The 20,147-nt window shown below is 50.8% G+C and carries 20 protein-coding genes and 7 tRNA genes; 1 reads left to right on the forward strand and 26 read right to left on the reverse strand.

Translation table 11 applies throughout. The features are described 5' to 3' along the window. Position 1: 1 nt before the first annotated feature. A complete protein-coding gene (ilvA, locus tag N7E60_RS13845; RefSeq protein WP_269597778.1) occupies positions 2-1,555 on the forward strand; it encodes a threonine ammonia-lyase, biosynthetic in 1,554 nt (517 codons plus the stop codon). 50 nt (positions 1,556-1,605) lie between these two features. Here the strand turns inward: ilvA and N7E60_RS13850 are convergent, their stop codons facing one another. From N7E60_RS13850 to mioC, 26 genes are all read right to left on the reverse strand, one after another. After that, on the reverse strand, positions 1,606-1,974 hold the full coding sequence (locus N7E60_RS13850; RefSeq protein ID WP_077456654.1) for a helix-turn-helix domain-containing protein: 369 nt from the start codon (positions 1,972-1,974) through the stop codon (positions 1,606-1,608). A 187-nt stretch (positions 1,975-2,161) separates the two neighbouring features. Then, positions 2,162-2,533 carry a helix-turn-helix transcriptional regulator gene (locus N7E60_RS13855; protein WP_069588077.1) on the reverse strand — a complete coding sequence of 124 codons (372 nt, stop codon included), beginning with the start codon at positions 2,531-2,533 and terminating at the stop codon, positions 2,162-2,164. 280 nt (positions 2,534-2,813) lie between these two features. Next, positions 2,814-4,652 (reverse strand): glutamine--fructose-6-phosphate transaminase (isomerizing), encoded by a 1,839-nt coding sequence (gene glmS, locus N7E60_RS13860; protein WP_269597779.1) that lies wholly within the window; start codon positions 4,650-4,652, stop codon positions 2,814-2,816. Positions 4,653-4,661: 9 nt separating this feature from the next. Further along, a complete protein-coding gene (locus N7E60_RS13865; RefSeq protein ID WP_069590699.1) occupies positions 4,662-5,429 on the reverse strand; it encodes a DeoR/GlpR family DNA-binding transcription regulator in 768 nt (255 codons plus the stop codon). A gap of 147 nt (positions 5,430-5,576) precedes the next feature. After that, positions 5,577-5,661, reverse strand: a tRNA-Leu gene (locus N7E60_RS13870). A 45-nt stretch (positions 5,662-5,706) separates the two neighbouring features. Beyond that, positions 5,707-5,793 (reverse strand) — tRNA-Leu (locus N7E60_RS13875). Between the two features lie 43 nt (positions 5,794-5,836). Continuing rightward, positions 5,837-5,913 (reverse strand) — tRNA-Met (locus N7E60_RS13880). Positions 5,914-5,922: 9 nt separating this feature from the next. Continuing rightward, positions 5,923-5,997 (reverse strand) — tRNA-Gln (locus N7E60_RS13885). 39 nt (positions 5,998-6,036) lie between these two features. Beyond that, positions 6,037-6,121 (reverse strand) — tRNA-Leu (locus N7E60_RS13890). Positions 6,122-6,163: 42 nt separating this feature from the next. Continuing rightward, positions 6,164-6,240, reverse strand: a tRNA-Arg gene (locus N7E60_RS13895). A gap of 2 nt (positions 6,241-6,242) precedes the next feature. Beyond that, a tRNA-Gln gene (locus N7E60_RS13900) sits at positions 6,243-6,317 on the reverse strand. 119 nt (positions 6,318-6,436) lie between these two features. Further along, positions 6,437-7,795, reverse strand: a complete 1,359-nt coding sequence (glmU, locus tag N7E60_RS13905; RefSeq protein ID WP_269597780.1) for a bifunctional UDP-N-acetylglucosamine diphosphorylase/glucosamine-1-phosphate N-acetyltransferase GlmU — start codon at positions 7,793-7,795, stop codon at positions 6,437-6,439. Between the two features lie 155 nt (positions 7,796-7,950). Beyond that, the gene (locus N7E60_RS13910; RefSeq protein WP_069590703.1) at positions 7,951-8,373 is read right to left on the reverse strand and encodes a F0F1 ATP synthase subunit epsilon; all 423 of its coding nucleotides are present in this window, start codon (positions 8,371-8,373) and stop codon (positions 7,951-7,953) included. Positions 8,374-8,392: 19 nt separating this feature from the next. Next, entirely contained in the window at positions 8,393-9,796 is a 1,404-nt protein-coding gene (atpD, locus tag N7E60_RS13915; protein ID WP_269597781.1) for a F0F1 ATP synthase subunit beta, read from the reverse strand. 36 nt (positions 9,797-9,832) lie between these two features. Further along, positions 9,833-10,699, reverse strand: coding sequence for a F0F1 ATP synthase subunit gamma (gene atpG / locus N7E60_RS13920; protein WP_269597782.1), 867 nt, complete (start codon positions 10,697-10,699; stop codon positions 9,833-9,835). A 47-nt stretch (positions 10,700-10,746) separates the two neighbouring features. Next, complete coding sequence (gene atpA, locus N7E60_RS13925; protein WP_269597783.1) at positions 10,747-12,288, reverse strand: F0F1 ATP synthase subunit alpha; 1,542 nt, start codon at positions 12,286-12,288, stop codon at positions 10,747-10,749. A 16-nt stretch (positions 12,289-12,304) separates the two neighbouring features. Then, positions 12,305-12,838 carry a F0F1 ATP synthase subunit delta gene (gene atpH / locus N7E60_RS13930; RefSeq protein WP_269597784.1) on the reverse strand — a complete coding sequence of 178 codons (534 nt, stop codon included), beginning with the start codon at positions 12,836-12,838 and terminating at the stop codon, positions 12,305-12,307. A 15-nt stretch (positions 12,839-12,853) separates the two neighbouring features. Continuing rightward, complete coding sequence (atpF, locus tag N7E60_RS13935) at positions 12,854-13,324, reverse strand: F0F1 ATP synthase subunit B (RefSeq protein WP_069590712.1); 471 nt, start codon at positions 13,322-13,324, stop codon at positions 12,854-12,856. Between the two features lie 52 nt (positions 13,325-13,376). Further along, the gene (gene atpE / locus N7E60_RS13940) at positions 13,377-13,628 is read right to left on the reverse strand and encodes a F0F1 ATP synthase subunit C (protein ID WP_025672872.1); all 252 of its coding nucleotides are present in this window, start codon (positions 13,626-13,628) and stop codon (positions 13,377-13,379) included. 75 nt (positions 13,629-13,703) lie between these two features. Further along, the gene (atpB, locus tag N7E60_RS13945; protein WP_069590714.1) at positions 13,704-14,492 is read right to left on the reverse strand and encodes a F0F1 ATP synthase subunit A; all 789 of its coding nucleotides are present in this window, start codon (positions 14,490-14,492) and stop codon (positions 13,704-13,706) included. Between the two features lie 8 nt (positions 14,493-14,500). Next, positions 14,501-14,890 carry a F0F1 ATP synthase subunit I gene (locus tag N7E60_RS13950; RefSeq protein ID WP_069590716.1) on the reverse strand — a complete coding sequence of 130 codons (390 nt, stop codon included), beginning with the start codon at positions 14,888-14,890 and terminating at the stop codon, positions 14,501-14,503. Positions 14,891-15,070: 180 nt separating this feature from the next. Further along, a complete protein-coding gene (locus N7E60_RS13955) occupies positions 15,071-15,961 on the reverse strand; it encodes a ParB/RepB/Spo0J family partition protein (RefSeq protein ID WP_069590718.1) in 891 nt (296 codons plus the stop codon). An 8-nt stretch (positions 15,962-15,969) separates the two neighbouring features. After that, positions 15,970-16,767 (reverse strand): ParA family protein, encoded by a 798-nt coding sequence (locus tag N7E60_RS13960; protein WP_069590720.1) that lies wholly within the window; start codon positions 16,765-16,767, stop codon positions 15,970-15,972. A gap of 13 nt (positions 16,768-16,780) precedes the next feature. Beyond that, positions 16,781-17,407 (reverse strand): 16S rRNA (guanine(527)-N(7))-methyltransferase RsmG, encoded by a 627-nt coding sequence (gene rsmG / locus N7E60_RS13965; protein ID WP_077479887.1) that lies wholly within the window; start codon positions 17,405-17,407, stop codon positions 16,781-16,783. Continuing rightward, positions 17,408-19,297, reverse strand: a complete 1,890-nt coding sequence (gene mnmG, locus N7E60_RS13970; protein WP_269597786.1) for a tRNA uridine-5-carboxymethylaminomethyl(34) synthesis enzyme MnmG — start codon at positions 19,295-19,297, stop codon at positions 17,408-17,410. It lies immediately after the preceding gene. Positions 19,298-19,690: 393 nt separating this feature from the next. Then, the gene (gene mioC / locus N7E60_RS13975; RefSeq protein WP_269597787.1) at positions 19,691-20,143 is read right to left on the reverse strand and encodes an FMN-binding protein MioC; all 453 of its coding nucleotides are present in this window, start codon (positions 20,141-20,143) and stop codon (positions 19,691-19,693) included. Between the last annotated feature and the right edge of the window lie 4 nt (positions 20,144-20,147).

Below are 20,147 nucleotides of genomic sequence, written 5' to 3' on the forward strand. Positions count from 1 at the left end.
CATGCAACAGGCGCAAACGTCACCCGAACAACCCATGGATGGCCCGGATTACTTAAGGAATATTTTACGTGCGCCTGTCTATGAAGTGGCGACTGTCTCGCCACTTCAGGCCATGAAGCGCCTCTCTGAACGCTTAGGTAATCAGGTTCAGCTCAAACGTGAAGACCGGCAGCCCGTGCACTCATTTAAGCTACGCGGCGCGCATAACATGATGGCGCAGCTGACAGAGACGCAGAAAAAAGCGGGCGTGATTGCTGCATCAGCGGGTAACCACGCCCAAGGTGTCGCCCTGTCCGGCAGTAAACTGGGTATCAAAGCCACCATTGTCATGCCCCGCACCACCCCCGCCATCAAAGTTGAGGCCGTTAAAGGCTTTGGGGGAAATGTAGTCCTACACGGCAATAACTTTGATGAAGCGAAAAGCAAAGCACAAGCGCTGGCCGACCAACACGGCTATACCTTTGTGCCCCCTTTTGATCATCCTCAGGTCATTGCCGGACAGGGCACGATCGGGCTGGAGCTGGTGCAACAAAACAGCCACCTTGATTACATTTTTGTCCCGGTCGGCGGCGGTGGTATTGCTGCCGGTGTGGCGGTGCTTATCAAGCAGCTTATGCCAAATATCAAAGTGATCGGAGTGGAAGCAGAAGACTCCGCGTGTCTGCGTGCCGCCTTGGATGCAGGCTTTCCCGTCACCTTGGAGCGGGTGGGAACCTTTGCCGATGGTGTGGCGGTTAAACGGATTGGTGACGAATCATTTCGACTGTGTCAGCAATACTTGGACGACAGTATTACCGTCTCAAGTGATGCGATTTGTGCTGCCGTACAAGATATTTTCGAAGACACGCGCGCGATCTCTGAACCGTCAGGTGCCTTGGCACTCGCCGGTCTCAAGCATTATGTAGATAAGCACCAACTACAAAACAAGCAATTGGGTGCGGTCCTGTCGGGTGCCAACACCAACTTCCACTCACTACGCTACGTGTCTGAGCGTGCTGAATTAGGGGAGAAACGCGAAGGCCTACTGGCGGTGACCATCCCCGAGCAAACCGGTGCATTTTTGCAGTTTTGCGATATTCTCGGTGGTCGCGCGGTTACCGAATTTAACTACCGCTATGGCGACGACCAGTTGGCCAATATTTTTGTTGGGGTACGTTTACTGGGCGGGCAAGAAGAGCTCGACAGTATTCTGCATGATTTGCGCCAAGCCGGTTATCCGGTCGAGGACTTATCTGACGATGAGATGGCCAAGGTACACGTACGCTACATGATTGGTGGGCGACCGTCGGTGCCGCTTAACGAGCGCCTGTATAGCTTTGAGTTTCCGGAATACCCCGGGGCATTACTGCACTTTTTGCAAACCTTGGGCACCCACTGGAACATTAGCTTATTCAACTACCGCAACCATGGCTCAGATTATGGCCGTGTGCTGTGTGGATTTGAACTTGGCGAGCAGGACTTACTCGCGTTTACCGCCCATTTGCGTGAACTGGGTTATGCGTGGAAGGACGAAACGGCTAATCCAGCCTATCGCTTCTTTCTCTCTCGCCGTTAAGCGAATAATACAAAAAGGCCCGACAGGGGATGTCGGGCCGATAACAGAGGTTAGACGCGCTTATCTGGCGAGAGTGATACCAGATACTCGGCAATCGATAAGGCATTATCCATCACCGTTTGGCGCGCCACTTGAGGCAACTGGCTTAACAGACTGGTCAGAGCCGCTAAATCATCGCGGTGAGAGAAGGCAATATCTCGCTCGTCTGTTTCACCGTAAATAAACCAATTAAATGGGCGACCAGTGATCTCTGCAATCGTGATGAGCGCGAGAATCTTAGGATCGGTCTTTCCCGACTCCACATCCAAGTAGGTTTGGCGCGCCACATTCAAACGCTTCGCCATGTCTACTTGGGTTATTTTACTGAATTCCCGTGCTTCACGGATCCGTTGCGCCATGCGCGCTGTCGAAATCACCATGGTCCATGCCTCATCTCTGTTACCCGGGCCGTTTAAACATCGGCTCCCGTCACATCACCGACCTTGCATTATGCATGGCTCGGCGGGCCTATCATGGGCGTTGTCATCGATAGTGTGATGCTACGCTGCTGATGCCTACCTCAGTAAGCAGGCACTTACCCGCATATCTAATCAGGCAGGCAGGCCTTTAGGCACGCTGTGCGGCCTTAGAATAGTTCACCAAGAATGAGGCCATGTTCACGCTCTGGTTCAAGATCGCCGTACGTGCTTCATGCGGTAAACGAGAGAAGTGCTCCAACAAGCGGTTCACATCTTGCTTGTACTGCACATCGTGCATCTCGACATCTTCATCGCCATACACAAACCAAACTAATGGACGCTCAGTCAGCTCAGCGATGTTCGACAACATGCGTACACGCGGTTCGGTTTTACCGTTTTCGATATCCAAGTAAGTTTGACGTGCGACATTGAGTAGCTTAGCCATTTTTACTTGAGTGATCCCTTTCCACTCACGGGCTTCTTTGATGCGCTTAGCGACTTGGTTTTTAGAGTCAATCATTGCTTCCTCTCTACAACTTATCAATGTTGGTACTTGTCCATTGACTATGCACAATGCAGGCCAAGTTATTAGACAGGAGTAAAAGCAATAAAAATCATAAACTTATGGTATAAAACAGCGTTCTGTTTGTATTTTCAGGCGGGATGCCTGAGATTGAGTGCAAAATGATTTGCATTTTGCAAAATGTGTCACTGCAGATCGCATTTTTGTAGCAAAACGGCAGTAATTGATAAAAGATCAACCACGCTCCTAGTCAGAGCGTGGTGAATGTTAGGCAGGTTTACTCTACAGTAACGGCTTTAGCAAGGTTACGAGGTTGGTCGACGTCCGTGCCTTTAATCAAGGCCACATGATACGACAATTGCTGCATCGGGATGGTGTAGAACACCGGGGCGATGATGTCATCCACGTGTGGCATGGCGATAATGTTCATCCCCTCTTCCGGTGTAAAGCCGGCATCTTGATCGGCAAACACATACAGTTGACCACCACGAGCTCGGACTTCTTCGATATTGGATTTAAGCTTTTCCAACAGCTCATTATTCGGAGCAATCACAATCACCGGCATGTCGGCATCAATCAGCGCCAGTGGGCCGTGCTTTAGCTCACCAGCGGCATAAGCCTCAGCGTGAATGTAAGAGATTTCTTTTAGCTTTAGCGCGGCTTCTACAGCAATCGGATAAAACTCACCACGCCCTAAGAACAGTGAGTGATGCTTGTCGGCAAAGTCTTCCGCAAGTTGCTCAATGGCTTTATCAAAGGTCAGCGCTTGCTCGATGCTTGAAGGCAGGTGATGCAAGGCATCGACAATCTCACGCTCTTTTTCGTATCCGATGGTGCCCTGCATTTTACCCAGCGCGGTGACCAGCATCAGCAGGGCAGAAAGCTGGGTGGTAAAGGCTTTGGTCGATGCGACACCGATTTCTGCGCCCGCGCGCGTCATAAAGGCCAGATCGGATTCACGTACCAACGAGGAGCCCGCCACGTTGCAGATGGTCATGGTGGCCATATAGCCACGCTCTTTGGCCAAACGCAGCGCTGCTAGCGTATCTGCGGTCTCACCAGACTGCGATAAGGTGATCAGTACACTGTTCGGACGGGTGACAAACTGGCGATAGCGAAACTCTGACGCGATTTCCACATCACAGCTTATCCCTGCCAGCGATTCAAACCAATAACGCGCCACCATGCCCGCATTATAGGAGGTGCCACAGGCAATGATTTGAATATGCTGCGCTTTAGCAAGAATGTCGCTAGCACCGTTACCAATCGCATCCACAATCACATGATCGTTGCCCAAACGCCCTTCCATGGTATTGGTAAGCGCAGTCGGTTGCTCGTAAATCTCTTTTTGCATGTAATGGCGATATTGGCCTTTGTCCGCCGCGTCGTACTGGGCGCTTGCTTCATGCACTTCACGCTCAACCGGCGTACCTTCTTGGTTGTAAATCACCACTTCACGACGACTAATATCCGCCACATCGCCCTCTTCAAGGTAGATAAAGCGACGAGTGACATTGAGCAGCGCTAGCTGATCAGAGGCGAGAAAGTTTTCTCCCACACCCAGTCCAATCACCAACGGGCTGCCTGAACGAGCCGCAATCAAACGCTCAGGTTGGTTTTTATCCATCACCACAGTGCCATACGCGCCTTCAAGCTGACTGACCGTGCGCTGGAAGGCGGCGAGGAGATCGCCACATTGACGACGCTCCCAATCAACGAGGTGAGCAATCACTTCGGTATCTGTTTGGGAGTGGAATTGATAACCACGCGCTTGCAATTGTTCGCGCAAGCTGTGGTGATTTTCGATAATGCCGTTATGCACAATGGCAATATCATCGCCAGACATGTGTGGGTGCGCATTGGCTTCGCTTGGCTCACCGTGCGTTGCCCAACGCGTGTGCGCAATCCCTGTGCCTCCCGCAGGGTTGACGTCAGCCACTGCGTCTGAGAGCGCCGCCACTTTACCCAGTCGGCGTAAACGCGTCATCTGCCCGCTCGTTGTATCGGTAATGGCGACCCCTGCTGAGTCGTATCCGCGATATTCTAAGCGACGTAAGCCTTCAACCAGAATTTCTGCCACATCACGCTGCGCCACAGCGCCTACAATTCCACACATAGTGAGTCCTTATACATTGTCTACACAGATAACGTCTGTGCCGGTTTGTTCTATCGCGCGCCGAGTGTCTTCATCCAACGCATTATCGGTGATCAAGGTGTCGATACTGGACCACGCAAGCTCCAAGTTAGGGATCCGACGGCCAATTTTTTCAGATTCGATCATCACCACCACCTCTCGTGCGACCTCCGCCATCACGCGAGTCAGGCCCGTCATCTCGTTAAAGGTCGTCGTACCGCGCGCCACATCAATGCCGTCAGCGCCCACAAAAAGCTGGTCAAAGTCGTACGCACGTAAGGTTTGTTCAGCCACTTGGCCTTGAAACGATTCAGAATGGGTATCCCAAGTGCCGCCCGTCATCAGCAGCGTTGGCTCGTGTTCGAGTTCACGAATGGCATTGGCCACCTGGAGTGAGTTAGTCATCACCACAAGGCCACGCTTTTTATCCAATAAAGGGATCAAAGCGGCGGTGGTAGTGCCACTGTCGACCACAATACGGTTGTGGTCCCGAATGCGCGCAGCGGCGGCATCGGCGATGCTTTGCTTTTGTTTCGAAACTTTGACGGCTTGCTCCGAGACCATTTCTTGCGGCACAGGCACCGCTCCACCATAACGGCGCAGCAACAGGCCATTTTTTTCTAGCTCGGCAAGATCCTTACGGATAGTCACTTCTGACGTTTCAAAGCGTTGAGAGAGTTCGTCAACGCTGACGCTGCCCTGCTCGGTAAGCAAGGTAACGATGGTATGACGACGCTGTTGCGTGTTTCGTTTCGACATGTAACCTACCAACTTTCGTTTCGAAACTTATGGTAGTGAAAACACATCAAAGATCAAGAAAAGAACACAAAAAGTGACGAGAAATAAGCGGATAAACAAGAAATAACAAAAAAAAGCCCACCAGCAACAGCTGATGGGCTTCTAAGATGGTGCGGAAGGAGAGACTTGAACTCTCACACCTTGCGGCGCCAGAACCTAAATCTGGTGCGTCTACCAATTCCGCCACTTCCGCATATTTTTATGATAGCTCAGCGGGCGGGCTGAGTACCAATTGTCTTGGTGCGGGGGGAGGGACTTGAACCCTCACGTCCTTTCGGACACTAGCACCTGAAGCTAGCGCGTCTACCAATTCCGCCACCGCCGCAAACCGGTGTGATTTACCGCTTTTGGCGACAAATCGAAAAGAATGGTGGCTACGACGGGATTCGAACCTGTGACCCCATCATTATGAGTGATGTGCTCTAACCAACTGAGCTACGTAGCCAACCTAAAGTGGCTGGGGTACCAGGATTCGAACCTGGGAATGACGGGATCAAAACCCGTTGCCTTACCGCTTGGCGATACCCCAACTTAGTCATGCCGCTTTACGCCACATGCTTTCAAATAATGGTGCGGAAGGAGAGACTTGAACTCTCACACCTTGCGGCGCCAGAACCTAAATCTGGTGCGTCTACCAATTCCGCCACTTCCGCATTCCAAGTTGTTCATCTGACTTCATGGTAGTTGAAGAAAGATGGCGCGTCCGGGAGGATTCGAACCTCCGACCGCCTGGTTCGTAGCCAGGTACTCTATCCAGCTGAGCTACGGACGCGTTGGCTGGGGTACCAGGATTCGAACCTGGGAATGACGGGATCAAAACCCGTTGCCTTACCGCTTGGCGATACCCCAACTGAGGCGCGTATACTAGGCTGGTTTTTATCGGGAGTCAACACCTGATTTTACCAACCGCGCAAGTTTTAGCCGCTTGCGTAAAAAAGCCGTTGATACGCGCTCAACAGACAGTGATTTTACTGTTTTTTCGGCCGTTGCCAAGCCTCAATTGTCCTTGGTTTGGCGCGAGTGATGATAAGTTGACCATCGGAGACGTCTTTGCTGATGGTACTACCCGCTCCGACGGTCACTCCTTCGCCAATCACCACAGGTGCCACCAGCTGAGAGTCCGAGCCGATAAAGGCATTGTCTTTAATTACGGTTTTATGTTTATTGGCGCCATCGTAATTGCAGGTGATCACCCCAGCACCAATATTCACGCCGCGCCCTACCTCTGTATCACCCAGATAAGTCAGGTGATTGGCTTTCGACCCTTCCCCTAAGCGAGACTTTTTCATTTCCACAAAGTTGCCGACATGCGCATCGCGAGCCAGTTCAGCCCCCGGACGCAACCGCGTAAACGGACCGACTGTGCACTCTTCCCCAACGCTGGCCCCTTCAATGACGCTGTACGGGCGCACTAATGTATTGTCATCAATCTCACAATCAATCAGCACACTGCCAGCACCGATGGTCACGTTATCCCCTAGGGTGACATTGCCTTCGATGATCACGTTGGCGTCAATGGTGACATCCAGCCCGCATTGCAGTTGGCCACGCAAATCAAAGCGCGCAGGATCGATGAGCATCACGCCACTAAGCAATAACTGCTCAGCCTGCATTTTTTGATATTCCCGCTCAAGGCGTGAAAGTTGCAGGCGATTATTCACCCCTACCACTTCAATCGCATTCACAGGGTGCACAGCTTGAATCGTGCGGCCTTGTTGATGTGCAAGCGCAATCACATCGGTGAGATAAAACTCACCTTGCGCGTTATTGTTATCAAGCTGCGATAACCAGTGACGCAAGTCACGTCCAGTCGCCACCAGCACACCGGTATTGATTTCAGTGATGGCAAGCTGGCTATCAGTGGCATCTTTTTGCTCAACAATCGCGACCACTTCCCCGTTTTCACGCACAATACGGCCGTAGCCAGTCGGATCGTCCTGATGCACCGTTAATAGACCAATCCCGCCTTCAGGCTGCCCTTCAAGCAAACGGTTCAAGGTTTGCTCTGAGATCAAAGGCACATCGCCATACAGCACCAGAACCTGCTCATCATCACGAAAATGCGGCGCGGCCTGCTGTACCGCATGACCAGTTCCCAATTGCTCTGCTTGCAAACACCAGTTCACATCGCTATCAGCAAGCACCTGCTTCATGGTGTCGCCACCATGGCCATAAACCAGATGAATCGAAGCGGCGCCTAGCCCTTGGCAAGTGTCAATCACATGTTTCACCATAGGTTTACCGGCGAGAGTATGAAGCACTTTGGGGGTATTAGAATACATACGCGTGCCTTTTCCGGCCGCAAGAATTACTGCACTGTATTGCATAGTCTTTCCGTGATAAGAGAGATGAGTGTCTATGATATTGCGCTTAGTGTAACGCGTTTTGGCTTGCGAGCGAATCGCCACCGAAAAAGTACACTCGTACAGGCAATAAAAAAGCGACGCCAACGCGTCGCTTTTATTTCACCGTGAGCGCCTGATTAACGCTTATGTTTGGTCAGCTCGATCACTCGAAGCTTCGCAATCGCCTTAGCCAGGTCACTGGCCGCCTGAGCAAAGTCGATGTCACCGTGCTGATTGTGGATTCGCTCCTCAGCGCGGCGCTTCGCTTCTTCTGCCTTGGCTTGGTCTAGCTCTTCACCCCGAATTGCTGTATCAGCCAGCACAGTCACTGTGCCAGGCTGTACTTCAAGGGTGCCGCCAGAAAGATAAATGATCTCTTCGCTACCGCCTTGTTTGACGATGCGAACCATACCAGGCGTGATAGCGGTCAGCAGCGGTGTGTGTCCTGCGTGAATACCCAGTTCACCTTCGCTACCGGTCACCTGAATGTGCTCGGCACGGCCAGAGAACAATTGTCGCTCTGCGCTGACCACATCCAGATGGAAGGTTATCGCTGCCATATCGCCTCCTACTCAAGCCTTACAGGTTTTTCGCTTTTTCGAGCACTTCGTCGATGTTACCGCAGTACAGGAATGCCTGTTCTGGGATATCGTCGTACTCACCACTGAGCAGGCCTTTGAAGCTTGCAATGGTATCTTTCAGCGAAACATAGACACCTGGTTGGCCGGTGAAGACTTCTGCAACGTGGTAAGGCTGAGTCAAGAAGCGCTCAATCTTACGTGCACGTGCAACGGTCAGTTTGTCGTCTTCAGACAACTCGTCCATACCCAGGATGGCAATGATGTCTTTCAGCTCTTTATAGCGCTGAAGGACAGACTGTACACCACGCGCCACATCATAGTGGTCTTGACCAACAACCAGAGGATCCAACATACGTGATGTAGAGTCCAATGGGTCGATCGCTGGGTACATACCCATAGATGCGATGTTACGTGACAGAACAACGGTTGCATCCAAGTGAGCAAACGTGGTTGCTGGTGACGGGTCAGTCAAGTCATCCGCAGGCACGTAAACCGCCTGTACCGAGGTGATAGAACCGGTACGGGTTGAGGTAATACGCTCTTGCAACACACCCATCTCTTCAGCCAGTGTTGGCTGGTAACCTACTGCCGATGGCATACGACCCAACAGGGCGGATACTTCAGTACCGGCAAGGGTATAACGATAGATGTTATCGATGAAAAGCAGTACGTCACGGCCGTCATCACGGAATTTTTCCGCCATGGTCAAACCGGTCAGTGCAACACGCAGGCGGTTACCTGGTGGCTCGTTCATCTGACCATATACCATGGCCACTTTTGACTCTTCGGGCTTCTCAATGTTTACAACACCCGCTTCCTGCATCTCGTAGTAGAAGTCGTTACCCTCACGAGTACGCTCACCTACACCGGCGAATACAGACAGACCTGAGTGTTGCAGTGCGATGTTGTTGATAAGCTCCATCATGTTAACGGTCTTACCTACACCGGCACCACCAAACAGACCGATTTTCCCCCCTTTTGCAAACGGGCAGATAAGGTCGATAACCTTAACACCGGTTTCCAAAAGCTCAGTGGAATTAGATTGTTCTTCGTAAGTTGGCGCTTCGCGGTGGATAGAGTAACGCTCTTTCTCACCGATATCGCCACGCTCATCAATTGCATCACCCAGCACGTTGACGATACGGCCGAGGGTTTCTTCACCCACAGGGACTTCGATTGATTTACCTGTATTTTCTACTTCGATTCCACGACGTAGACCATCAGATGAGCCCATAGCAATGGCACGAATTACGCCACCACCTAGCTGCTGCTGAACTTCCAACACCAGACGCTCGCCTTCACGTTTCACATTCAACGCATCATATACCTTCGGCACTGCGTCTTGTGGAAACTCTACGTCGACTACCGCACCGATGATCTGAACGATCTTACCTGTAGCCATCGTTATTCCTCTAAACTAGTTCGTTAATCCTTGCCTTTACACCGCGCTTGCGCCAGAAACAATTTCTGACAGCTCTTGGGTGATCGCAGCCTGACGGGCTTTGTTGTAGACCAATTGCAGATCATCAATCAGATTCCCTGCATTATCAGTCGCAGCTTTCATCGCCACCATACGCGCCGCTTGCTCACTGGCGAGGTTCTCAACCACACCTTGGTACACTTGTGACTCGGCATAGCGAACCAACAAGGTATCGAGCAAGGGCTTTGGCTCAGGCTCATAGATATAATCCCAAGCGTGGCTACTCTGCATGTCCTCGTCGTCTGACTTGGGCAAAGGCAGCAATTGATCGATCACTGGGGTCTGCACCATGGTGTTCTCAAATTTATTGAAAACAACATATAAGCGGTCCAGCTCACCTTCATTGTATTTTTTCAGCATCACCCCAACGGTACCGATGAGGTCTTCCAGTACTGGGGTATCACCCAAACCAGAGGTTTGTGCGACTACACTTCCGCCGTAATTGTTAAAGAAAGCGGTCGCTTTAGCGCCCACCAAGGCTAAGTCAATCTCAGCTCCTTTTTGGGTCCAGCTTTCCATATCTGTGATAACATTTTTGAACAGGTTAATGTTCAAGCCACCACACAATCCGCGGTCAGTAGAAATGATGATGTAACCAACGCGCTTGGCTTCCCGCTCTTCCAAATACGGATGGCGGTACTCCAAGTTACCCAGTGCAAGATGACCGATCACTTTGCGCATAGTGACAGCGTATGGACGTGAAGACTCCATGGCTTCTTGCGTTTTACGCATTTTGGAGGCTGCCACCATTTCCATCGCTTTAGTGATCTTCTGTGTGTTTTTCACACTTCCGATCTTAGTACGAATCTCTTTTGCGCCGGCCATAGTTACTCTCCGTTAGTGGGTGACCACCTAAGTGGCCACCTACAATGTTACCAAGTCTGGGTCGCTTTGAAATCTTCCAACAGCTTTTTCAGCTGTGCTTCAACTTCATCGTTATAAGCACCAGACTCATCGATCTGAGCCGCTAGGTCAGCGTACTGACTCTTAGCAAAGGCCAGCAGAGAGCGCTCAAAATCACCGATTTTGTTCAACTCAACGTCTGCTAGGAAGCCTTTTTCCGCAGCGAAAATCACCAGCGCCTGCTCAAACACAGACATAGGTGCATATTGCATCTGCTTCATCAGCTCGGTCACTTTCTGACCGTGGTCCAATTGCTTCTTAGTAGCATCATCCAGATCGGAAGAGAACTGAGCGAACGCCGCAAGTTCACGATACTGTGCAAGTGCGGTACGAATACCACCAGACAGTTTTTTCATGATCTTGGTTTGCGCAGAACCACCAACACGCGATACCGAAATACCTGGATCAACCGCTGGACGGATACCTGCGTTAAACAGCTCAGTTTGCAGGAAGATCTGACCATCAGTGATCGAGATAACGTTGGTCGGTACGAATGCAGATACGTCACCCGCTTGGGTTTCAATGATAGGTAGCGCGGTCAACGAACCGGTTTTACCTTTCACTTCACCTTTGGTGAACTCTTCGACATAGTGCGCGTTTACACGTGCCGCACGTTCTAGAAGACGTGAGTGCAAGTAGAAAACGTCGCCTGGGAAAGCTTCACGGCCTGGTGGACGACGTAGCAGCAGCGAGATCTGACGATATGCAACAGCCTGCTTAGACAGGTCATCGTAAACAATCAGGGCATCTTCACCGCGGTCACGGAAGTACTCACCCATTGCACAACCCGCGTAAGGCGCGAGGTATTGCAATGCTGCTGCTTCAGACGCTGAAGCCACCACCACAATGGTGTTTTTCAGTGCGTCATGCTCTTCCAGTTTGCGCACTACGTTCGCAATGGTCGACGCTTTTTGGCCGATCGCAACGTAGATAGAGTAAATACCAGAGTCTTTCTGGTTGATGATGGCATCGATCGCCAGCGCGGTTTTACCGGTTTGGCGGTCACCGATGATCAGCTCACGCTGACCACGGCCGATTGGGATCATCGAGTCAACCGCTTTATAGCCGGTTTGAACAGGCTGATCGACCGATTGACGTGCGATAACACCAGGGGCAATCACTTCGACTGGCGAAGTGGTTTTGGTTTCGATCGGACCTTTACCGTCGATCGGCTCACCCAGTGTATTCACAACGCGACCCAGCAGTTCAGGGCCAGTCGGGACTTCAAGAATGCGACCTGTACCGGTCACTTTCATGCCTTCTTGCAGGTCCGCATAAGGACCCATCACAACCGCACCCACTGAGTCACGCTCAAGGTTCAATGCAAGTGCATAGCGGTTGCCAGGCAGTTCAATCATTTCACCTTGCATAGCATCAGCAAGGCCGTGGATGCGAATGATACCGTCGCTGACTGACACGATGGTACCTTCGTTACGCGCTTCACTTACAACGTCGAATTTCTCGATACGCTGCTTGATCAGATCGCTTATTTCCGTGGAATTAAGTTGCATGCTCCAATTCCCCAAATCAAGACTGCAATGCATCGCTCAGACGGCGCATACGGCCGCTTACTGAGTTATCGATGACCAAGTCTCCAGCTCGAATCACAACCCCGGCAACCAGGGCTTCGTCTACACTACAGTTCAGCTTTACTTTGCGCTCAAGACGCGCGGCGAGCTTGTCACTGATGGCTTGTTGTTGCTCTTCGGAAAGAGCCGTCGCTGAAATCACTTGGACTTCCGCTTCTTTTTCCAGATCACGGCGCATGGCCAGGAACTGTTCACAAACCTCAGGCAGGGCTTTTAAGCGCTGGCTCTCTGCCATTACCTTAATCAGGTTCTGGCCGAACGTGTTGAGCTGATCGCCACCAACTGCGATAAATAATTCCGCTAACTTGTCAGCGGAATAAGAGGCGTCCAGCATATGTTGGACGCGCTCATCACGGGCAATCTCAGCAGTAAAGGCGAGCATTTCTGCCCATTGGGACAGCTCGCCTTTTTCTACCGCAAAATCAAAGGCTGCTTTCGCGTAGGGGCGAGCGATTGTTGTCAGTTCAGACATTGCTGCCCCTCCTTATTACAGTTCTGCAGTGATTTTATCGAGAAGATCTTTATGAGCATTCTCATCAATAGAACGCTCAATAATTTTCTCGGCACCAATAACAGCGAGCGATGCAACTTGCTTACGCAGCTCATCGCGAGCACGGTTACGCTCTGCTTCCAACTCGGCTTTACCCTGATTCAGGATATTGTCGCGCTCAGCAGCCGCTTCAGCACGCGCCTCGTCGAGGATTTGTGCTTTGCGTTTGTTCGCCTGCTCGATGATGTCAGTTGCAGCGCGCTTCGCTTCTTTCATTTGCTCAGAAGCATTTGCCTGGGCCAAATCCAGGTCTTTGGCAGCACGATCTGCCGCCGCGAGTCCGTCAGCAATTTTCTTCTGACGCTCCTCAATCGCTTGCATCAGTGGTGGCCATACATATTTCATGCAGAACCACACAAAGATTGTGAATGCGATTGCCTGGCCTAGCAGAGTTGCGTTGATATTCACAACAGCGCCTCCTTAATCATTAGCTAAAGGGTCTGTTCAGCTACTAGCCAGATTACAGTTGACCTACAAATGGGTTCGCGAAAGTGAACAGCAGTGCGATTACGATACCGATCATTGGTACGGCGTCCAGAAGACCCGCGATGATGAACATCTTCACTTGCAGCATAGGAGCCATCTCAGGTTGACGTGCTGCACCTTCAAGGAATTTACCACCCAGCAGGGCGAAACCAATCGCGGTACCTAGGGAAGCAAGACCTACAATGATGCCCACGGCAATTGCAGAAAAGCTCAATAAAGTTTCCATCACTATCTCCAGTTTTCGTTGTCGGCGTAAACGCCAATAATGACTAACAAATTGCTTACTAACTAAAAAATGTCATCAATGATCTGAGTCTTCGTGTGCCTGCGAGAGATACACGATGGTCAACATCATAAAGACAAAGGCTTGAATTGTAATGACTAGAATGTGGAAGATTGCCCACGGCACAGAACCCAGCCATTGCGCCCACCACGGCAGCAATGCCGCGATAAGAATAAATACCACCTCACCGGCAAACATGTTACCGAACAGACGCATCCCAAGAGAAATCGGTTTCGCCAGCAGCGAGACGACTTCCAACAGGAGGTTGAACGGGATCATGATAGGGTGATTGAACGGGTGCAGAGCCAGCTCTTTTGCAAAGCCGCCTAGGCCCTTAATCTTGATGCTGTAGAAAATCATCAAGAAGAACACGCCCAGCGCCATTGCAAGGGTGATATTTACGTCTGCAGTTGGCACTACTTTCAAGTAAGGAATGCCTAACCAATGTTCCGCCGGATACGGTAGAAAATCGATGGGGATTAAGTCCATCGTATTCATCAGGAATATCCAAACGAAGATAGTCAGGGCCAAAGGTGCAATCAGTGGATTTCGTCCGTGGAAGGTTTCGCGAACGTTATCATCAACGAACTCAACCAAGATTTCGACGAAACACTGAAGCTTACCTGGGACACCTGTCGATGCTTTCTTTGCCACCGATCGGAAGATGCCTAGGAAGACGATACCGATGAGGACAGAGAAAAACAGGCTATCAATGTGAACCGCCCAAAATCCTTCACCCACTGACAAATTAGTCAGGTGGTGAGAGATGTAGCTAGACGGTGTAAGCGCATCACCTGACGCAGCCATAACTCATCCTATTTGTTGTTGTTAATGAATAAAACTGGCGCGAGGATGTTAATCCCTAATGCCAGCAAATAGGCCAGTTTGAGGGGAACGAGTTCCACCTCGATATACAGGTAAGCAAGGACAAACAGGACGACGGTCAGTGAAATTTTTAACACTTCACCGCTGAAGAAGGACGCGACTACAAATTTTGCAGCTCTTGCCCCACTAAAAAGGAAAGCACACGACGCAAATGCAGCATTGGCAATCACAAAGATGCCGCCGCCGATCAGCGCGGATTTTCCCCAGTCGACATTGATAGCGAGTGCCATCACGCTTGCCGTTGCTAATACGACGCCAGCTTGCAAAAGCACCAATTTTGTCGCGATAACACGACCCGGCCGCGCGAGCGTCGATACCATGTATTTGTTCCTCGATTCCGTTCCACTTAGCACTGTTGCCGTGCTGGGAAAACAGCGAAAATTATACGTTTCACCCCAGCTAATGCAATCGCATCGATGTAAAAAAGCGGGGAAAATTTTACAACAGAGTAACCTGATCACAGTAAGCGCTTTTATGTAACAAAAAGCGAATGGCACGGGTCACACTTCTTCGTCGAAAATTGCAAGAATTTGCGCTAACTTGTCAGATTCTTCGAAATTGATCACCAATTTACCACTACCATTTTTCTGTTGTGTTAATGCCACTTTCACCCCAAGCTTGTCGCCAAGGCGCTGCTGCAGTGCCTCTACTTCAGGTGATAATTCTGGCCTTTTCGCTTCAACTTGCGGTGAAAGCATTTTTTTCACCAGTTTTTCTATCTGGCGGACGGTCATTTTTTTGTTGACGGCAGTCAGTGCCGCATCAATTTGCGCGTCTCCTTCCAACGCCAGCAGGGCACGTGCGTGGCCCATCTCGAGTTGTTTGTTAAGCAGCAGTTGCTTGACCCCAGACTCTAACCCATTCAAGCGCAATAAGTTGCTAATGGTAGTGCGAGATTTACCAAGCGATTCAGCCAGTTGCTGGTGGGTGAGTGAGAAGTCATTGACCAAGCGTTCAAGCGCTTGAGCTTCTTCCATCGCGTTCAAATTTTCGCGTTGGATATTTTCAATCAACGCCACCGCACTGGCGACTTTGTCACTCATCTCACGGACCAAGCAGGGCACTTTGGCCAAACCGGCTTGCTTTGCTGCTCGCCAGCGACGTTCGCCAGCAATAATTTCGTACTGCCCGTTTTCAGCGTGGCGAACCACGAGGGGCTGAATAATACCTTGAGCGCGAATGGATTCGGTTAACTCTTCCAGCGCCTCTTCCGCCATATCTTGGCGTGGCTGGTAAAGACCCGGCACCAACGCCGATACCGACAATTGCTGCAATTCGCTATTGCTCGCATCGGTGGATTCAGGTTCGGATGTATAACGAGACTGAGCTTGTGCACTGGTCGCCAACAAGGCATCCAGGCCCTTTCCAAGACCGCGTTTCGCTGAATTCATTGTGTTCCTCAGGCATTGACAGCGTCGGCAGAAGCGCGTGATTGCTCTTCTCGACGCAGAATTTCACCCGCAAGGGCTAGGTAGGCTTTGGCACCACTGGATAACTTGTCATAGTACATGGCGGGTCGGCCATGACTTGGCGCTTCCGCGAGCCGCACATTGCGGGGAATCACAGTACGATACACCTTATCACCGAAGTGTTTTTTGATCTGATCCGATACTTCGGTCGCTAATCGGTTTCTTGGGTCGTACATGGTGCGCAATACACCTTCAACATGAAGGTCGGCGTTCACGACGCTAGCCAGTTTACTGATGGTATCCATCAATGCAGTGAGCCCTTCCAACGCAAAATATTCACATTGCATGGGGACGAGTACCGAGTTTGCCGCGGTCATCGCATTGATGGTAAGGAGGTTCAAAGACGGGGGACAGTCGATAAAAATGTAATCGTAGCGTGCAACCACAGGCTCAAGCATGGTGCGTAAGCGCACTTCACGGGCAAACACTTCCATCAGCTTGATTTCTGCGGCAGTGACATCACCGTTCGCCGCAATCAGGTCATAGCCGCCAGACGTATCGCTGACCACCACTTGTTCAAACGGGGCTTCTTCAACCAGTAGATCGTAGGCGGTGGCATGGACATCGTATTTATCCACACCACTGGCCATGGTCGCGTTCCCTTGTGGGTCAAGGTCGATAAGTAGCACCTTGCGATTAGTGGCTGCCAGCGATGCCGCTAAGTTGACACTCGTGGTGGTTTTACCCACACCGCCTTTTTGGTTTGCTACCGCGATAACTTTACCCACGTGCCTATGACCTCTACTCGTTAATCTTTGCTCTCAAGATTACTAGATGACGCGCCCCTTCCAATCCCGGCACCTTCAAAGCTTTGATATCGGTCACAGAACAATCAGTCGGCAGGGCATCTAGCTCCTGTTGGTCCACCTGTCCTTTCAAGGCGTAAAACAGCCCACGCGCATGAGGAAGGTGATGACACCAACTCACCATGTCATTCATCGACGCAAACGCGCGACTTAGCACACCATCAAACCCGGTTTCAGGGATAAACGCTTCGACACGGCTTTGTACCGGCGTGACATTGTCGATGCCAAGCTCGTGCAGCACTTGGCGAATAAAACGAATCCGCTTACCTAAGCTGTCGAGCAAGGTGAACTGTTTATCTGGGTTGGCGATGGCCAAAGGGATCCCGGGCAAACCTGGTCCTGTCCCGACATCGATAAAGCGTTCACCTTCCAAGTGTGGTGATACCACCAAGCTATCAAGGATATGTTTCACCACCATGTCTTCTGGGCGACGAACCGAGGTCAAGTTATAGGCTTTGTTCCACTTGTCGAGCAAGCCTACATAATCAAGCAGCTGCTGTTGTTGCGACGGAGAAAGCGCAAGGCCGGCTTTCGCCAGCCCTTGTTGAAGTTGCTGTTGCATTTAGGCTCCTTTTTTGAGCATGCCGTGCTTTTTCAAATGCACCAGCAAAATCGAAATAGCCGCCGGCGTGACACCTGAGATACGCGATGCTTTACCGATCGTTTCTGGACGCGCGTCTTGTAGCTTGCCACGCACTTCGTTTGAAAGGCCTTTGATCTGCATGTAATCAAGATCAAATGGGATCACTGTATTTTCATGACGCTGAGACTTTTCGATCTCGTCTTGCTGACGTTCGATATAGCCGGCGTATTTCACTTGGATCTCAACTTGCTCACTAGCTTGGACATCGTCATGCGCCGGACCAAAGGTCGGCAACGAGACGATTTTTTCATAGCGTAGCTCTGGGCGACGGAGTAAATCTTCTCCGTTTGCTTCACGCGTCAGCGGTGTTTTCAGCATGGCATTGAGCGCATGGACATCGTCTGAGTGAGGATGAATCCAAGTACCACGCAGACGCTGACGTTCTTGCTCCATGTTTTCCATTTTTTGGTTGAAGCGAGCCCAGCGCACATCGTCTACCAATCCCAGCTCTCGCCCTTTTTCGGTTAAGCGCATATCGGCGTTATCTTCACGCAACAGCAAACGGTACTCGGCGCGCGAGGTAAACATCCGGTAAGGCTCTTGGGTGCCCATGGTGGACAAGTCGTCAATCAACACGCCCATGTAAGCTTGATCGCGACGTGGGCTCCATCCTTCTTTGCCTTGAGCTTGTAACGCGGCATTACAACCGGCCAACAACCCTTGTGCTGCGGCTTCTTCATAGCCGGTAGTACCATTGATTTGTCCCGCAAAGAACAAACCGTGGATAAATTTGGTTTCCAAGGTGTGCTTGAGATCGCGCGGATCGAAAAAGTCATACTCAATCGCGTAGCCTGGGCGGATCACGCGCGCATTCTCAAACCCTTTGATCGAGTGGATGATCCCCATTTGCACATCAAACGGTAAGCTGGTGGATATCCCATTTGGATACAGCTCAGTGCTGGTTAACCCTTCCGGCTCGACGAAAATTTGGTGTTTGTCTTTGTCCGCAAAACGCATCACCTTGTCTTCGATCGACGGGCAATAACGTGGGCCAATACCTTCAATCACCCCAGCATACATCGGGCTGCGATCAAGATTAGCGCGAATGACATCGTGGGTTTTTTCATTGGTGTAGGTGATGTAGCACGGAACTTGCTGTGGGTGCTCAGACACATCGCCTAAAAATGAAAACACCGGACAAGGAGTATCCCCGAGTTGGGTTTGCATCACACTAAAATCAACCGAGCGGGCATCGATACGTGGGGGAGTACCGGTTTTTAGGCGATCCACCCGAAATGGCAAGGCACGTAAGCGATCCGCGAGTTTATTTGACGGTGGATCCCCAGCACGACCACCGGCATAGTTATCCAGTCCAATATGTATTTTACCGCCAAGGAAGGTTCCCACGGTCAAAACCACGGTAGTGGCACTGAATTTGAGCCCCATTTCGGTCTCGACGCCAGTGACACGATCTTGGTCGACGATCAAATCCACCACGGCTTGTTGGAACAGTGACAAATTTGGCGTGTTTTCAAGGGTATGACGAATGGCTGCCTTGTACAGTGCACGGTCTGCTTGAGCACGTGTCGCGCGTACCGCTGGGCCTTTCGACGCATTGAGGGTTCGAAATTGGATCCCGCCTTTATCAATGGCTTGCGCCATCGCACCGCCTAACGCATCGATCTCTTTTACCAGGTGTCCTTTCCCGATCCCACCGATTGCTGGGTTGCACGACATCTGACCCAACGTATCAATGTTATGGGTCAATAACAGCGTTTTTTGGTTCATCCGTGCTGCGGCAAGTGCCGCTTCGGTACCAGCATGGCCACCACCAACAACGATGACGTCAAAGTGATCCTGGTAAAACATGATTAAAGCCTCAACCTGGGTAAGTGTGTGAGCATGAACTAAGCAAAAGGGGCGACATTCTAGCGCTTTTTCCGCCAACAGTGAACCAAACCTTGATCAAGATCGTCTCTGGACGTTAGCTATATATAAATAAGATCTTTATATAGATCTTTTGTTAGATCTTTTATTAGGGAAGACGATCTTTGTGGGTAACTGGAAAAAGATCATAGAGATCAAGGATCTTAAAACGATCACTTGTTGTGGGCGGCCTTGGATCCGATCCTGTATCACCTGGGATCAAAATGGCATGTTATCCACAATGGTAGGGAAGGGGTAAAACTATTAAATGGATAACTAAAGGAAGATCACTGGGTTATTCCTTAGTTATCCACAGATTAAATGGTTAAATAATGCTCACTTGATTTTGTGGATCAAGGGTTCCCACTCGGTAAACCAACGTTCCGCTTCATCCTCAGGGACCGGATGCGCTTGAATATCAATATCGATCCGTTCCCCGACTTTGACAGCGCCAAGGTCTTGTAACAAGGCATCGGCCTTCATGCCGGCCTCGCAGAAGGTGTCATAGCTTGAGTCTCCAATGCCGACCACACCGTAATGGAGATCGCGCAGCAGTGGCCGTTCGCTCATTAACAGCTCCATCAGAGGCGCGATGCTATCTGGAAAGTCGCCAGCCCCATGGGTGGACGTGACGATCAACAATGTACTGGCGCTTAGTACATCATCGAGGATCCCTTCATTGACGACGTGGGCCTGATGGCCTTTTGCTTGCAGGAGATCGGCAAGGTGATCACCGACATATTCTGCACCACCGAGCGTACTGCCGGTGATGATGGTTACATTTGCCATACTG

This window comes from Salinivibrio proteolyticus (assembly GCF_027286365.1).
Classification (GTDB): Bacteria; Pseudomonadota; Gammaproteobacteria; order Enterobacterales; family Vibrionaceae; genus Salinivibrio; species Salinivibrio proteolyticus.

Coding starts and splice junctions, on each gene's coding strand:
- N7E60_RS13950 (WP_069590716.1), bottom strand. CDS start 14,890: ATGGTATCGACGCTCGCGCGGCCGGGTCGTGTTATCGCGACAAAATTG.
- atpA (WP_269597783.1), bottom strand. CDS start 12,288: ATGCAACTTAATTCCACGGAAATAAGCGATCTGATCAAGCAGCGTATC.
- atpH (WP_269597784.1), bottom strand. CDS start 12,838: ATGTCTGAACTGACAACAATCGCTCGCCCCTACGCGAAAGCAGCCTTT.
- mioC (WP_269597787.1), bottom strand. CDS start 20,143: ATGGCAAATGTAACCATCATCACCGGCAGTACGCTCGGTGGTGCAGAA.
- glmS (WP_269597779.1), bottom strand. CDS start 4,652: ATGTGTGGAATTGTAGGCGCTGTGGCGCAGCGTGATGTGGCAGAAATT.
- N7E60_RS13855 (WP_069588077.1), bottom strand. CDS start 2,533: ATGATTGACTCTAAAAACCAAGTCGCTAAGCGCATCAAAGAAGCCCGT.
- N7E60_RS13850 (WP_077456654.1), bottom strand. CDS start 1,974: ATGGTGATTTCGACAGCGCGCATGGCGCAACGGATCCGTGAAGCACGG.
- N7E60_RS13910 (WP_069590703.1), bottom strand. CDS start 8,373: ATGGCAGCGATAACCTTCCATCTGGATGTGGTCAGCGCAGAGCGACAA.
- mnmG (WP_269597786.1), bottom strand. CDS start 19,297: ATGTTTTACCAGGATCACTTTGACGTCATCGTTGTTGGTGGTGGCCAT.
- atpE (WP_025672872.1), bottom strand. CDS start 13,628: ATGGAAACTTTATTGAGCTTTTCTGCAATTGCCGTGGGCATCATTGTA.
- atpD (WP_269597781.1), bottom strand. CDS start 9,796: ATGGCTACAGGTAAGATCGTTCAGATCATCGGTGCGGTAGTCGACGTA.
- N7E60_RS13865 (WP_069590699.1), bottom strand. CDS start 5,429: ATGTCGAAACGAAACACGCAACAGCGTCGTCATACCATCGTTACCTTG.
- ilvA (WP_269597778.1), top strand. CDS start 2: ATGCAACAGGCGCAAACGTCACCCGAACAACCCATGGATGGCCCGGAT.
- rsmG (WP_077479887.1), bottom strand. CDS start 17,407: ATGCAACAGCAACTTCAACAAGGGCTGGCGAAAGCCGGCCTTGCGCTT.
- N7E60_RS13955 (WP_069590718.1), bottom strand. CDS start 15,961: ATGAATTCAGCGAAACGCGGTCTTGGAAAGGGCCTGGATGCCTTGTTG.
- glmU (WP_269597780.1), bottom strand. CDS start 7,795: ATGCAATACAGTGCAGTAATTCTTGCGGCCGGAAAAGGCACGCGTATG.
- atpB (WP_069590714.1), bottom strand. CDS start 14,492: ATGGCTGCGTCAGGTGATGCGCTTACACCGTCTAGCTACATCTCTCAC.
- atpG (WP_269597782.1), bottom strand. CDS start 10,699: ATGGCCGGCGCAAAAGAGATTCGTACTAAGATCGGAAGTGTGAAAAAC.